The sequence below is a fragment of the Gordonia sp. SCSIO 19800 genome (assembly GCF_018132775.1).
In the GTDB taxonomy this organism is placed as follows: Bacteria; Actinomycetota; Actinomycetes; order Mycobacteriales; family Mycobacteriaceae; genus Gordonia; species Gordonia hongkongensis.
Genome location: NZ_JAGRQM010000007.1, coordinates 169,835 through 183,860, shown reverse-complemented (window position 1 = coordinate 183,860; position 14,026 = coordinate 169,835). Strand labels below are relative to the sequence as shown.

Genomic DNA, 14,026 nt, shown 5'->3' with positions numbered 1-14,026 from the left:
CTCCCGGGTCGCGGTTTTGCGATCGTCGGTCCCGGGTACCGCCACGACCATGGTGTCTACGGATCGGATCGGCAACCCGTGGGGGTCCCGGACCCCGTACGCCTCGGGCGAGGTCTGGCCCACCCGGGTGGATTCCTTCCTGACCGACGGTGTGACCGAAGCCGACGTGGACCGCTGGGTACAGTCCGCGACGATCCTGCACTCCAACGGCGACGGCCTCGACATCGCCGTCAAGGACGGACGCATGGTGGGCGTGCGCGGACGTGCGGTCGACAGGGTCAATCGCGGCCGGCTCGGTGCGAAGGATCTGTTCGGTTGGCAGGCGAATCACTCGACTGACCGGCTCACGACACCGCTGATCCGGAGACGCGGCAAACTGGTCCAAACCGACTGGGACACGGCGATGGAAGCGGTGGCGGGACGAACGAAGCAGTTGCTCGACGAGCGCGGTCCGAGTTCGGTCGGCTTCTACACCACCGGCCAGCTTTTTCTCGAGGAGTACTACACCCTGGCGTTGATCGGTCACGGCGGCATCGGCACCAACCACATCGACGGCAACACCCGCCTGTGCACGGCGACCGCGGCCGCGGCGTTGAAGCAGTCGTTCGCGTGCGACGGTCAGCCCGGGTCCTACACCGACATAGATCACGCCGACGTCATAGCTCTCTACGGGCACAACATGGCCGAGACGCAGACTGTGCTGTGGATGCGCATCCTCGACCGACTGGCCGGGCCGAACCCGCCGTCGGTGATCTGCGTGGACCCGCGACAGACGCCGGTCGCGCGCGCGTCAACGGTACATCTGGCACCGCGGCCCGGCACCAACGTGATGCTCATGAACGCTCTACTGCATGAAGTCGTGCGCAACGGGTGGATCGACCGAGACTACCTCGCGGCGCACGTCGTCGGTTTCGACGAACTACAGAACCAACTCGAGCACTATCCCGTCGAGCGTGCCGCCGAGGTGTGCGACGTTCCGGTCGCGGATCTGCGCGCCGCAGCCCGCCTGCTGGGGTCCGCCGAACGACTCCTGTCGACGGTGCTGCAGGGCTTCTACCAGTCCCATCAGGCCACGTCGGCTGCGGTGCAGGTCAACAACATTCATCTGGTGCGCGGAATGCTCGGCAAACCCGGTTGCGGTGTGCTGCAGATGAACGGGCAACCCACCGCGCAGAACACCCGAGAATGCGGCGCGGATGGCGACCTGCCTGCTTTTCGCAATTGGGCCAACGACTCCCATATCGAAGACCTGGCGCGGGTCTGGAACATCGACCCGATGCGCATCCCCCACTACACCGCGCCGACGCACTTGATGCAGATGATGCGCTACGCCGAGGACGGCTCGATCCGGTTCCTCTACGTCAGCGGCACCAATCCAGCGGTGTCGCTGCCCGAACTCGACCGCATCCGCAAGATCCTCGCTCAGAAGCGGCTGTTCCTGGTGGTCCAAGACATCTTCTTGTCCGAGACAGCCCAGTTGGCCGATGTCGTGCTGCCGGCGGCGACATGGGGTGAGAAGACCGGGACCTTCACCAATGTCGATCGGACGGTGCACCTGTCGGAGAAGGCAGTGGAACCACCCGGTCAGGCGCGGCCCGATCTCGACATCTTCGTCGACTACGCCCACCGGTTGGGGCTGAAGGACAAAGACGGTGCGCCGCTGGTGAAATGGTCGTCGCCCGAAGAGGCCTTCGAGGGCTGGAAGCGATGCACGGCGGGACGCCCGTGCGACTACACGGGCATCACGTACGACAAACTCCGCGGTGGAAGCGGCATCCAGTGGCCCTGCAACGACGACCACCCCGAGGGCACCGAGCGCCTCTACGCCGACGGCCGGTTCTGGTCCTCGCCGGACTATTGCGAGAGCTATGGCAAGGACATGGTCACCGGTGCGCCGCTCGAACCCACCGAATACAAGGCCATGAACCCCTACGGCAAAGCCGTCATCAAAGCCGGTGAGTATCTGCCGCCCCATGAAGCGGTGAGCGACGAGTACCCTTACTTCCTGACGACCGGTCGCACGCTGTATCACTTCCACACCCGCACCAAGACCGGGCGATCTCCACAACTGCAGAAGGCCGCACCAGAGGTGTGGGTGGAGATGTCCGAAACCGACGCGGTCTGGCACGGATGGACCGAGGGAGACCTGCTCCGCATCAGCACTCCGCGCGGCCGGGTGGAAGCGAGGTTACGGGTGAGCGGCATCCGTCCCGGCGTGGTCTTTCTGCCTTTCCACTACGGCTACTGGGACACCGGTTCCGGGCACAAGCCGCACGGTGGACACGGCCGGGCCGCCAATGAACTCACCCTCACCGACTGGGACCCCGCATCGAAACAGCCGCTGTTCAAAGGCGGCGCGGCCCGCCTCGAACGAATCCGGACGGGCGACGGCGCGTCATCCCCGGCTCCGACGACCACCGCGTCGAAGCCCGTCGCCGCACGGGTTCCCGATACGGTCGGCGGCCCCGATGCGACCGCAGTCGAGGAATTCCCAGACCGGCCAGGAGGTGCACGGTGAACAAACTGGCACTGGCGATCGCCGAACTGCACCGCTCGGAGAACGACCTGGCCGGTGAGTTGCTGCGAATGTCCGACCGGCACAAGGTCGATCACGAGGTGTTCCACGTTGCCCGCGACATCGCCGGGTGGTCGCGGCAACACGTACGTGAACTCGCCGCCGTGGGCACAGACTACGGCCTCGACCTAGGTCCCGACCCTGTCCACGATCCGACAATGCTGGCGAAGGTGCGGCAGAAGGGCAGCGAGCTGCTCGGCCGGCACCACAAACCGGCACTGTTGCTCCTTCGGGACCTGCGTGAGGTCCACCGGAAGGCCGCCGGCGTCTCGTTGGATTGGGAGATCCTGGCGCAGACCGCCCAAGCGCTCGGCGATCGGGAACTGCTGGCCGCCACGAAACGCTGTCACCCCCGAACACTGCGTCAATTGCGATGGGCCAACGCCAAGTTGAAGGAAATCGCCGCGCAGGCCATGGTCACCGACTGAGTGCATGAGGGCGCGACGCAGTAATCGGCACCGGCGAATCACAGTTGCCGACGGACCCCCGGCTCCTGGGAGAGGTCGCCGAACTGCTCGGATGCCCTGCCGCTGAGAGCCCTGGCAGCGTTCCCGCGGCGCGCCAACGGCAGCACTGCCCGGTGATGTACCCCTTCGAGCTCGAAAGCCAGTGCCGCATACAAACTCACCACCGCGAGGAGCAGGCCGACCCATCCGGCCACGGTCTGCCAGGCATGTGATCCGGTCAAGTAAGCGAGCGCGGTGACGGTGAAACGTACAGCGCTCAGCATCATGACAGCGGCCGCGACAGGTTTGTCCAGAGCCGCGACTGCCGGCACGAGCAATGCCGCCGCCGATGCCAGCAGCACCACCCCCAGAGCGTCACTGTCGACGCCCGGCGGCAGATGCAGAGTCATCAGACCCACGGCCGCCCACGTGCCGGAGAGAACCCCCATCCCGGTGCCGGCTACCGGGTCTCGGGCCATGAATCCGACCACCGCCGCCAACAGCTGCGCAGGCACGGTCACACCCAGGACCGCCCACGCGATCAGACTTCCTTGTTGTGCAGGCACCCATCCCAGTTGCAGACCGGCGAAAGCGAATGTAGCGACACACAGACCGAGGAAGCCCAACGGCAGCGGTGTTCCGACTGGACGAACAACGATGCGAGTCGGCCCACTACTGCCCACCTCGTCAGCCGAGTGTTGATCGTCTCGATCGGAAGAAGCGGCATCGGAGCCGGCGGCATGTGAAGCCTTCATGTCTCTGCCGTACCCGTGACCACCATCCGTGAACCCCGAAGCGTCAGCGCGCCACAGCGGCCGCGTGACGGTCCTGTCAACGTCACCGATGAACGCGTGCGTTGCACGGACTACGGAATGTGCCAGACTGCCGGTATGGCTGTTGATCCGCGCGGTGCCGACCTCAAACGCTACCTCGCCGAGGACCCCGGGGGGCCGGTGGTGATGCTGAACCTCCTGAGGTTCGCCGAGGGTGGCCGAGAACTCTACGAGCGCTACGCTGCATCGCTGCACGAAACGTTCCTGCCGCGCTATGGCGGAGAGGTTCTCTATGCCGGGGACGGCTCCACCGCGTTGGTGGCCGAAGAAGCTCAGCAATGGGATGCGGTGCTTCTGGTGCGTTATCCGTCCCGCAAGGCGTTCTCCCAAATGGTTGCGGACCCCGACTATCAACAGGTGACCACATGGCGCACCGAGGCATTGACCGAAGCAGTCTTGCAGGCCACCGTGCCCTGGCCCGATCGCCTCTGAAGCGCAGTAGCCATCCACGCGGCCGGTGCGGCCCACCGGATACGTGGGGTCCGCCGCGGTTCGGGTATCGGGTACGCCACTGGTCGAGGGACAGTGCGGCCGGAACGTCATCCTCTGTCCTGGTGCGCGTCGGCAGACTGTGACCCGCCTGCACGGCGATCGGCGAGAACATAGAGCCTGCGCCCGGCCGCGGCACTCAGGCCGAACGCCACGGTGCTTGCCGCCAGCACCAATGTGCCGGCCCCGAGTACCGCGTCATCGACACCGAGCCGTTGCGCCTCCAATGTCAGATAGAACAGCGCCGATACCCCAACGGGTCCGAACCAACCGAGGTAGAGCGCGTCCGGAAGGGGTAGGCGCAACGGCCGACGCAGCAGTAGCACGATCGGGATCCTGCGTAGCGCCAGAACGGTGAGCACCAGGACCGGAGCTCTCCACCCCAGTTCGCTCCATTGCTGCCAGGGCAGGGCTGCGCCGAGCAGGACGAACAGTGGTAGCACTGCGAAACGGTTGACTGCTTCGTCGATTTCGACTTCGGGAGCCCGTTCGCTGCCGGTACCGACACTATTGAAAGCCAGGCCGCCGACGAAGACCGCGAGCACACCGTCGATGTGCAGCAAGCCGGCGACGCCAAGAATGCCCAACGCCAGTATGACGGTGAACAACAGGACCGGCCCATGGGCGGTGGCGCCGTGTCTGTCGCCCAGACGCAGCGCTTTACCAGCGACCACGCCGAGGACCACTCCGATGACGACGGCGCCGAGTACTTGCCACACCACCTCTGCGATCGCTGTGGCAGCTCCCAACGGTCCCGCCAGGGCGACCGCCGCGAGCACCAGCGGCAGCGCCAGACCGTCATTCGCGCCGGACTCGAGCGACAGTAACTGCCGATCCCGGGCTGGGACGTCGCGTTGGGCGAGTTTCCCGGTCGCCACACTCGAGGCGAGTACCGGGTCGGTGGGGCAGATCGCCGCACCGAACAGCAGCGCCGCGGCCAGCGGCAATCCCGCCACCGCCCAGCCCAAACCCATGGAGACCGCTGCCATGACCGGCATCGCAACCAGAAGCAGCACCACCAGCGCGCGGCTGTGCCGACGCATCGCAGCGGTGGGATACCGCAACGCAACCGCCATGACCGAGACCGCCAGCAGTACCCGCGCGAGCTCGTGAAAAAGGCCGTGATCAACCGTCACCGGGGCAATCGGTAAGACGTCGAGCAGCTGCGGTCCGAGCAGAACACCGGCAAGCAGGCCAAGCAGCGGCTCGGACAAGGGCAGGCCACGCATCGCCGACGAGATCGCCGCCACGACCACCCCGAGCGCTCCGACCACGGTCAGAACTACATCGACATACATGAACCCTCGCATTCCCCAACCACCGGACAGCAGTCATGCGAGTCCGCATCAGTCGCTGGTGTCCCCGGTAGAGCGTTGCCGCAATGAAGAACGACCGACGCCGTCTCCTAGTGGTGTCACGACCTGCACGCTGCCGACGGAGATCGACAACGGACCATGCTGGTGCGCCGGTCGGCCATGACGGGACGAGTACCCGCGTGCGAGTGTGGGTATGCCCACCAGATGTGGTTCGGAAGCTGGTCCGATTTGTTGCGTGTGGTGCTTGTGGGTGCAGTCGCCTACATATGGCTGGTCTTGGTGCTTCGTGTCTCCGGGAAGCGGACGTTGGCCAAACTCAACGCCTTCGACCTGGTGGTCACCGTCGCCCTGGGATCCACGCTGGCGACAATCCTGCTCAGCTCCGATGTCTCGTGGGCTGAGGGTGCCGTCGCGTTGGTACTACTGGCTGCGCTGCAATATTCTGCAGCGCTTCTCTCGTCCCGATCGGCTCGTGGCCGCGCGGCGCTCACCGCTGCTCCCACCCTGCTCGTCGTCGACGGAAGGATGGTCGACCGCGCGCTCACGAAGCAGAGAGTCAGCGAAGGTGACGTTCGGCAAGCAGTGCGTGCGTCGGGGATCGGCGACATAGCTCGCGTCGCCGCGGTGGTACTCGAATCCGACGGCAGTCTGAGTGTGGTCGGAGGCGCACAGTACGGAGACGGCTCGGCCCTCACCGATGTGTCCCGACCAGACTCGACAAGCTGAGGGCTCGTCGAAGGCCAGGGATCGGGACCTGTGAGCCTCGGGGTCGGAGATCCGCGAGCCTGTTTCCGGTCGATCCGAGTGCGACCCACTGCGAAGTCGGAGAAGCGTCACGGTCGGCTAGGTGCGCATCGGTGCAGTCAGCGAGGTGAGGACGTTGCGGTGGGCTGTCCGGAAGTGCCGTCGGGGCGGCATCGCACGATGAGGAACTGGGCGATGAGGATCGTCGCCGCCACTGCGGCGGTGATCGCCACGGTGAACCAGTCGCTGCGTGTTTTCATCACGACGAATGGCACCAGCACAAGTACATCCAAGGCAATCGCCACCGCCGGGATCCACACGGCGAACTCGACCTGCGAGCGCAGTCGCGTGATCATTCCCCAATGAATGGCGATGTCCATCGACAGGTAGAGCATCGCTCCGAGGGCGGCGATCCGGCTCAGGTCGAACAGGCTTGTCGTCACGATCGCCAGTCCGGCGGTGAGGAGCAGCGACTGACGGTTCAGTGAGACACCCAGGCCGGGTGCCAGTTTCATCCGCCGCAGCATGTCGTACAGGCGGGACACCGCGAACAGGCTTGCCACCAGGCCCGAGACTGTCGCGACAACGGCTACTGCGACGGTCACCCACACTCCCCACGAGCCGAACAGCGGCTCGGCGGCCCGAGCAAGCGCATAGTCGCGGGCGTCGAGAATCTCTGGGACAGAGAGGCTTCCGACGACAGCGATGGTGAGGAGCACGTAGATGACGGTGCACAGTGCGATCGCGATGACGATCGAGCGAGCGATGTTGTGTTGAGGGTTGCGAATGTCGGCGCCCTGATTGGTGATCGTGGTGAATCCTTTGTACGCCAGGATGCACAGGGTGGTGCCGGCGAGGAAGCCCCACACTCCTTGGTTCGGCGGAGTGGCTCCGTCGCGTCCGGTCAGAGCATCTGCCAACGCTGACGTCCCGGTGGCAGCGATGGCGGCAACGGCGAGGGCGCCGATTCCCGCGATCTTCAGGGCCGCGGTGACCGTTGCCGAGCCCTCTACCCAGCGGTTGCCCACGAGGTTGACCATCGTTGCGGCCACGATCGCTGCCACAGCCAGCGTCGGCACCCATACGGCCGACGATTGCATGCCGAAGGGTTGCAGGAGATAGGTGCCGAAGGTGCGGGCCAGCAGGCTTTCGGCGAGAATCATCGAGACGTACATGAACAGCGAGAACGAGCCGGCTATCACCCCGGGGCCGTAGGCGGCGGTGAGGATCATGGCGATGCCTCCCGACGACGGGTCCGTGCTGGAGTACCGGACATACGAATACGCGCTGAACGCCACGACCACCGCCCCGGCGACAAAGGCCCACGGCATCCAGGAGCCGGCCGACTCGGTGACCTGGCCGACGAGAGCGAAGATGCCAGCGCCGATCATCACGCCGGTGCCCAAGGCGACGGAGCCGATCAGCGACAGACGGGGGGACTCGGAATCAGTCGACAACGCAGCCCCTTCGCGTGGAATTCAGTGGCATGTCTGCCTGCTTACCCGGCCCCACCTGCCTCACACCCCTGCGAGGCGGGCGATTTCTTTCGGTACCGCACTCGGCGCAGCCGTCACCCCGCACTCTGGTGCCGGTGCGCTGCGGCGTAGGCCTCCCAGACCTCCTGCATCGATCCAGCGGTGTGGAGGTAGCGCCCGTCGAGGTACTCCGCGAGCGACGACGACTGTCGTTCGAGCCGCGCCGCAGCGCTGCGCACCTCCATCGACTCGGACTGGGCACCGGCCCGGATGAAAGCCGGGACATGGGTGAGCATCGCGGCGGATGACCGGTCCCGTTCGGCCTCGCGGAAGTAGTAGGTTTCGCCGTATTGGCGGAGGTCGAGTTCGACTGTGATCAGTGCATCGGTGAGACCGTCGAGCAGAGCGCACGCGACGCTGGCCTCCCCCTCCCGAACGACCGTCGTCGCGTCGGTGGCGGCCAGCAGGCTCACCGTCCGTGCTGCGGCACGCCGACGGATCAGCGCTGGATAGATCTGCAGGATCCACGATATCGCCGCGGTGAACAGGACGAACCCGATCAGGGCCTGCGCCGGGATCACCAGTTGCAGTGCGGGATAGGCCGGAGTGATGTCGCCGTACCCGAGCGTCGCCACGGTCACCAACGACAGATAGAGCGCGGCCACGGGATCAGATGACTGCGGCTGTGGGGCCGAGGTGAAGGACAAGCCGTCCGGCATGTGCGGCGCATAGATCAGGGCGAAGCCGGCGACTATCAGGGCAGCCCACATCAGCACGGTGACGATCATCCCCACCGGCCCGGCGGCGCCCAGCGCGCGGCCGTGCCTCCGGGCCCGCGCGGCGGTCCACCAGGTCGTCCGGAAGATCAGCCGGGCGAGCGTGCCCAGTCCCTGCGGATGCCACAACGTCGCATAGATGTCCCGTAACGCCACCCCGATGAGCGCCACGCCGAGGACACCGAGAATCCACGTCACAGTCGCGTACCCCTGTCCTCGGCGCACAGCGCGACGAAAACGCCTGCGCCCGTCGATGTCGTTCCCTGTCGGTTGTCGGCCCGTGGAGACCGATCTGTGGACATCTGTGCACGGGACATGGCCGATGGCATACCCGGCATGCGTGTCGGATATGCCTCATCGTCGCCGTCGGTCGGCCGTGAGATCCAGGGCCTTCGCACTCGGTCACGCCCCCCGGAGGCGGACGACGGCGCGCCCGGATTACCGCCCCGCGATTGTGGGTAGCCATGCGATACGGTCGCCTCCCGCTGTCGGGTGGGCGATCCGGTGACAGAGGAAGAGAGGAGTTGGAATGTCGAGCGCAACGCAGATGCTCAGAGCCCACCCCGGTGCCGCCGACATCGACGAGGAGCTGTTCGCCGCCGCGATCGACGCCGCCACGGATTGTGCGCAGGTGTGTACCGCGTGTGCCGATGCATGCCTGGCCGAGAAGTCGGTAGGTGATCTCGTCGCTTGTATCCGTACGGACCTCGACTGCGCGGACATCTGCGCGGTCACAGCTCGCGTGCTCACGCGACGGACACGTCCCGACGACGAGGTGGTCCGTGCGGTCCTGCGTGCCTGCATCGACGCCTGCCGTGCCTGCGGCGGCGAGTGCGCCCAGCATGCGGAGATGCACGAGCACTGCCGGCTATGTGCCGAGGCGTGCGGCAGGTGCGAGGAGGCGTGTCGCGAACTGGCCGCCACTCTCGGTTGAAATAGGCGGCGACGGCGACGGCGACGGCGACGATCCATCGTTACCGACCCGTTGCGCGCGACACGATCCGAGCTCGACGACCTCGGCAAGGGGTCCCGGGCGTGAACAGATTCCTACGATGAGGACAGGGGCCGCGGTCGGACGTCACGTCGGACCGCGAGTCGCACACATACGACCGTGAGGAGAACATCATGGCCAAGTACCGCGTCATCGATTCCAGCGAGAACGTCGTCGGAGAGAAAGAGTTCGACGACGCCACCGGCGCATACGACTGGTTCAAGACCGTCGCCGCACCGGACGACAGCCTCGGCACCGTCATGCAGGTGCACGACGACGGCGAGTGGAAGAACTTCGAGGTCTCGGACGGGGGCACCAACGCCAGCCCGTCCGCCGACGCCGACTGAACTGCCTCCCCTCGGCAGGACAAGGTCGGCCCCCCTTCGCGCCCCGGGTCTCCCGGGGCGCGAAGTTCGTTCTCAGACCCCGAACGCAGCCGGGTAGGCGATCGTCCCGCTCGGCACCGGGCGCGCATCGTCGAGAACCAGCGCCATCATCGCCTCGTCCGGGACGTCGAACGGTGCGCGGATTCCGAATCGGGACGCCGGGACGAAACCGAATCTCGGGTAGTACTCGGCATGGCCGAGCACCACCACCAAGTTCTCGCGGTGCGCGCGGGCAACGTCGAGACCCGCGACGATGGCCGCGGAGCCCGCCCCGGACCGTTGACACGACGGCAACACGGCGCAGGGTCCGAGCGTGAGCGCCGGTGCCGCGTCGACGCGGCACCGCGAATACAACGCGTACCCGACGATCGTGCCGTCGGCGTCGGTCGTGACGATGGAGAGCCCGTCGATCCAGGCGTCGCTGTCGGCCCGCAGCTCATCGACGATCCGCGCCTCGTCGGGGGTCGGGAACGCTGCGAGCACCACGTCGCGGATCGCGTCGGCGTCCCCGTCACGCTCGGTGCGGGTCGTCCACCTGCTCACGGGTTTCCCGTGTATCGAAGAGGTCGTGCGGCCACGGCGGTAGTCACCGGCCGCACCCGCCGGCCGGCTGCCCGGAGAAGCGACTGTTGAGGAAGCCGAGCGCTTCGGCGCTCCACGGGATGAACGCCCGGGTGTGGTTCGAGCCGCGGTACTCGGTGAACGTCGTCGGCACCCCGCGATTGCAGAACGAGCCGGCGAGGCGCGCGACATCGGCGGCGATCATCACACCGTCGCCGGTGCCGTCGACATTGCCGACCCCGAGCATCATGGGGCTGCGCGGAGTGCCGAGCGTCCCCATCACATTCTGCGAGATCGCCTGTCGGACACCGGGAACGTCCAGCAGGCCGCCGACCGTCGACACGAGGAGCTGGTGATCGGTCAGACCCGGGTACTTGTCGGCGAACGCCTCGATGCACTCCCCCGCGACCTGTCCGAGGACCCGCTTGCCCTTCGGGGACAGGTAGGACTGCATGTCGATGCCATAGGTCTCGGCGTACACCGCCATCAGCGCCGGGATCACGCCGGCCCAGTTCTGACTGCCGTTGACGTACCCCAGATTGTTCGCCGGGTTCACCAGCACACCACCCGCGGCGGCCCCGACGATGTTCAGCTCCGGCGCGTAGCGCGGCGCCAGCTCCGCACCGAAGCCGGTGGGGATCGATCCGCCGGAGTAGCCGAACAGTCCGACCGGCGTCCGGGCCGGCGCCCGCAGGTGACCGAGTGCGGCCCGCACGCCGTCCAGCGCGGCGTACCCCGATTCGCGCGCCATCGTCCAGCGCAGCCCGCGGCCCTCGTAGTCGGGGGCGGCGACGGTGTAACCGGCGGCGAGGAGCCCGGAGATGAGCGTGATGTCGATCGGCGCCTCCGCGGCATTACCGCCGCGCAGCGTGTACGACGGGTCGCACTGCGAGCCGAGGGCGTCGTAGAACGAGTGGTAGGAGACGACGCGGCGCGGCGTCCCGGCGGCAGCGCCCGGCGGCGAGATGACCGTGGTGACCGTCGCCGTCGGCCTGCCGAACTGGTTCGTCGTCCGGTAGAGGATCTGGGTGGCCGAGATCGGGATACTGGTTCCGCGCCAACCCAACTCGATCTGACGCGTCCGCAGCGCTGCGCCTGGTGACCGCGATTCGTAGCCTGCGGGCGGATCGTAGAACGGGTCCTGCGACGGCAACTGCGCCGGCGCTGCCGCTGGTACCGGAACGGGCGCCGCCGACACCGTGGGCGCGAGGAGGGACAGGGTCGTCGTCAGCCCGAGGATCGCGGTCAGCGTTCCGAGGCCGCGGGAGAGAAGCCGCATGGATCGTCATCCTGCCCGATATGCGGCGTCTGCTGTGTCGTTCGGTTCCGACTCGGCACGAGACCGCGCCCGGATGTCACACCGAAGGTCACACCCGGGGCGTCAGCCAGGGGTGGCGTCCGGCACCGGGTTCTCGCCGGCCCGCTCGACCGCCTCGACCACCGGCGACATCGCCACCACCACTGCGCCGGCCACGGCAGCGACGAAGGCGATCACGGCGACGGCGCCCCAACCGGCACGCGTGGTGTCGCCGAGCACCAGGATGCCGATGACACCGGGGACGACCGTCTCGCCGACGACCAGAGCGGCCGACGCCGCGCTGACCGACCCCTTCTGGAGGGCAACGGTGAACATGTAGAAGCCACCCGGGCCACACAGGATGATCGCGTAGAGCGCCGGGTCGGTGAGCAGTTCACCGAGATCGAACGGGTCGAGGCCGTCGAGGATGCGCACCGCGACCGCGAGGACCCCGAACAGCACGCCGGCGGAGAGGCCCGCCAGTACCGCGACACGACTCTGCATCCGTGGCAGGATCGCGGCGCCGAGTCCCAGGATCGCTGCTCCCACGACGAGCACCGCCCAGTGCAGCCACCATTCGTGCTCGTGACCCTCGTCGCCGGCCGAGAAGCCCAGCAGGACCAGCGATACGACGACGACCGCGATCGCCGTCCAGTCGCGGACCGACAACCGCGCGTGCAGGAACAGCGTGGCGAGCACGACGGTCACGACGAGGTTCGCACTGACGATCGGTTGTGCCAGGAACAGCGGGATCATGCGGGCGGCGACCATGTTGCCGAGGAATCCGATGCCGTCGAGCGCCGTGCCCGCGAGGAACGACACCGTCAGCATCGCGGTGATCGTCGACCGCAGCGACGGCGCCTCACCCGGCGCGCCGGTGTCCTCGACACTCTGCGCGCCACGCGCCTGCAACACCGACGCGGTGCCGTACGCCAGCGCCGCGAACACCGCCGCGAGGATCCCGATCAGCATGGTCGAACAGTAACCACCGTCGAGCGGTCGTGCGGGACGATGACGATCGCGATCAGTTCGTCGACGCGTCGGCGACGTAGGCGTCGGCGAACTCGCCGATCGCGGGGATCGGCTGGACGCAGTCGAGGAGTACGCCGTCGGGACCTTCGACGATGAAATGCCGCTGACCGAAGTCCTCGTCGCGCAACTCGAGCACCGGACGGAGTCCGTGTTCGTCCGTGAGACGCCGGTAGAGCACGTCGACGTCGTCGACCTCGATGTTGACCAGCAGTCCGGCGGCCGGTCGGCGGTGGCCCTCGGGGATCGTCGGATGAGTCGCGTCCACGAGCGCCAGCTCGAACACGCCCGTGCGCATGCTGACGTACCAGTCCGCAGAGAAGGTGACCTCGAAGCCGAGAACCCGCTGGTAGAAGTCTGCGGCCGCGGCCACGTCGGTGGACATGAGGACCGGGTAGACGCTGGTGACGTTCATGTCGGAGCTCCTTTACGTACGATGTGTTTGTATAGCCGACTATACATACGCAGCGTACGTAAAGGAACCTTCCGTGCCGAGAGCCTCCGCCGCGGCCGCAGCCGAGACGGCCCGTGCCGTCCTAGCCGCCGCCACCCGCCAGTTCGCTGATCGTGGATTCTCCGAGGTGTCCCTCGACGACGTCGCCGAAGCCGCGGGCGTCACCCGCGGCGCCGTCTATCACCACTTCCGCAACAAAGGCGCGCTGTTCGCGGCGGTCGCCGCGGCCTGCCATCAGCAGGTCGCCGATGCGGTCGTCGCGGCGGCCGAAGCCTCCGGCACCGACCCGGCCGGTCAGTTGAGTGCCGGGTCGCACGCGTTCGTGGACGCGATCACCAGCGGAGCGGCCGTGCGCATCCTGCTGATCGACGGACCTGCGGTGGTCGGCTGGGACGAGTGGCGCCGACTCGACGAGGCCGGGTCGGCGACCCATCTGCGCGAGGCCCTCGTGGCGGTCGGCGTCGACGGCGAGTTGGTCGACGTGATGACGATGCTGTTGTCGGGTGCGATGAACGAAGCCGCCCTCTGGCTCGCCCGGCATCCCGACGACGACACCGCACGCGAACGCGCCCACCGCGCGCTGGATCGGCTGCTGGCCGCGATCGTGTGAGGAATCCAATAGAATCTCAATGCGATTCGTCCCGGAAGGCGGCT

Annotated in this window: 15 protein-coding genes; 7 read left to right on the top strand and 8 right to left on the bottom strand. The window is 67.0% G+C overall.

Annotation, left to right across the window (positions count from 1 at the left end):
* The first annotated feature begins 49 nt into the window (after positions 1-49).
* Together KB201_RS10975 and KB201_RS10970 are read left to right on the top strand one after the other, a co-directional pair.
* The gene (locus KB201_RS10975) at positions 50-2,518 is read left to right on the top strand and encodes a molybdopterin oxidoreductase family protein (protein ID WP_211539277.1); all 2,469 of its coding nucleotides are present in this window, start codon (positions 50-52) and stop codon (positions 2,516-2,518) included.
* On the top strand, positions 2,515-3,003 hold the full coding sequence (locus KB201_RS10970) for a hypothetical protein (RefSeq protein WP_211539276.1): 489 nt from the start codon (positions 2,515-2,517) through the stop codon (positions 3,001-3,003). The genes KB201_RS10975 and KB201_RS10970 overlap by 4 nt, the downstream gene beginning before the upstream one ends.
* Before the next feature lie 38 nt (positions 3,004-3,041).
* Here the strand turns inward: KB201_RS10970 and KB201_RS10965 are convergent, their stop codons facing one another.
* Positions 3,042-3,587: a hypothetical protein gene (locus KB201_RS10965; protein ID WP_211539275.1), complete on the bottom strand. Its 546-nt coding sequence runs from the start codon at positions 3,585-3,587 to the stop codon at positions 3,042-3,044.
* Between the two features lie 324 nt (positions 3,588-3,911).
* Between KB201_RS10965 and KB201_RS10960 the strand changes: the two genes are divergently transcribed.
* Positions 3,912-4,286, top strand: a complete 375-nt coding sequence (locus KB201_RS10960; protein WP_211539274.1) for a DUF1330 domain-containing protein — start codon at positions 3,912-3,914, stop codon at positions 4,284-4,286.
* 107 nt (positions 4,287-4,393) lie between these two features.
* Here KB201_RS10960 and KB201_RS10955 read toward each other — a convergent pair whose 3' ends face one another.
* Entirely contained in the window at positions 4,394-5,641 is a 1,248-nt protein-coding gene (locus tag KB201_RS10955; RefSeq protein WP_211539273.1) for a cation:proton antiporter, read from the bottom strand.
* A 222-nt stretch (positions 5,642-5,863) separates the two neighbouring features.
* On the opposite strand from KB201_RS10955, the gene KB201_RS10950 reads away from it, so the two are divergent.
* Positions 5,864-6,385 carry a DUF421 domain-containing protein gene (locus KB201_RS10950; protein ID WP_211539272.1) on the top strand — a complete coding sequence of 174 codons (522 nt, stop codon included), beginning with the start codon at positions 5,864-5,866 and terminating at the stop codon, positions 6,383-6,385.
* A 137-nt stretch (positions 6,386-6,522) separates the two neighbouring features.
* Here KB201_RS10950 and KB201_RS10945 read toward each other — a convergent pair whose 3' ends face one another.
* Both KB201_RS10945 and KB201_RS10940 read right to left on the bottom strand, forming a co-directional pair.
* On the bottom strand, positions 6,523-7,860 hold the full coding sequence (locus tag KB201_RS10945) for an APC family permease (RefSeq protein ID WP_249145314.1): 1,338 nt from the start codon (positions 7,858-7,860) through the stop codon (positions 6,523-6,525).
* Between the two features lie 113 nt (positions 7,861-7,973).
* A complete protein-coding gene (locus tag KB201_RS10940) occupies positions 7,974-8,852 on the bottom strand; it encodes a potassium channel family protein (RefSeq protein ID WP_211539271.1) in 879 nt (292 codons plus the stop codon).
* Positions 8,853-9,183: 331 nt separating this feature from the next.
* Between KB201_RS10940 and KB201_RS10935 the strand changes: the two genes are divergently transcribed.
* Together KB201_RS10935 and KB201_RS10930 are read left to right on the top strand one after the other, a co-directional pair.
* Complete coding sequence (locus KB201_RS10935) at positions 9,184-9,588, top strand: four-helix bundle copper-binding protein (RefSeq protein WP_211539270.1); 405 nt, start codon at positions 9,184-9,186, stop codon at positions 9,586-9,588.
* 191 nt (positions 9,589-9,779) lie between these two features.
* Positions 9,780-9,992 (top strand): hypothetical protein, encoded by a 213-nt coding sequence (locus tag KB201_RS10930; protein ID WP_211539269.1) that lies wholly within the window; start codon positions 9,780-9,782, stop codon positions 9,990-9,992.
* A gap of 72 nt (positions 9,993-10,064) precedes the next feature.
* On the opposite strand, the gene KB201_RS10925 is transcribed toward KB201_RS10930, so the two are convergent.
* The 4 genes from KB201_RS10925 to KB201_RS10910 form a co-directional block, all read right to left on the bottom strand.
* Positions 10,065-10,574 (bottom strand): GNAT family N-acetyltransferase, encoded by a 510-nt coding sequence (locus tag KB201_RS10925; protein WP_211539268.1) that lies wholly within the window; start codon positions 10,572-10,574, stop codon positions 10,065-10,067.
* Between the two features lie 43 nt (positions 10,575-10,617).
* Positions 10,618-11,871, bottom strand: coding sequence for a lipase family protein (locus tag KB201_RS10920; protein WP_211539267.1), 1,254 nt, complete (start codon positions 11,869-11,871; stop codon positions 10,618-10,620).
* 102 nt (positions 11,872-11,973) lie between these two features.
* The gene (locus KB201_RS10915) at positions 11,974-12,861 is read right to left on the bottom strand and encodes a DMT family transporter (RefSeq protein ID WP_058250918.1); all 888 of its coding nucleotides are present in this window, start codon (positions 12,859-12,861) and stop codon (positions 11,974-11,976) included.
* 52 nt (positions 12,862-12,913) lie between these two features.
* Positions 12,914-13,333: a VOC family protein gene (locus KB201_RS10910; RefSeq protein WP_078111885.1), complete on the bottom strand. Its 420-nt coding sequence runs from the start codon at positions 13,331-13,333 to the stop codon at positions 12,914-12,916.
* 73 nt (positions 13,334-13,406) lie between these two features.
* Between KB201_RS10910 and KB201_RS10905 the strand changes: the two genes are divergently transcribed.
* The gene (locus tag KB201_RS10905) at positions 13,407-13,982 is read left to right on the top strand and encodes a helix-turn-helix domain-containing protein (protein ID WP_211539266.1); all 576 of its coding nucleotides are present in this window, start codon (positions 13,407-13,409) and stop codon (positions 13,980-13,982) included.
* Positions 13,983-14,026 lie beyond the last annotated feature (44 nt).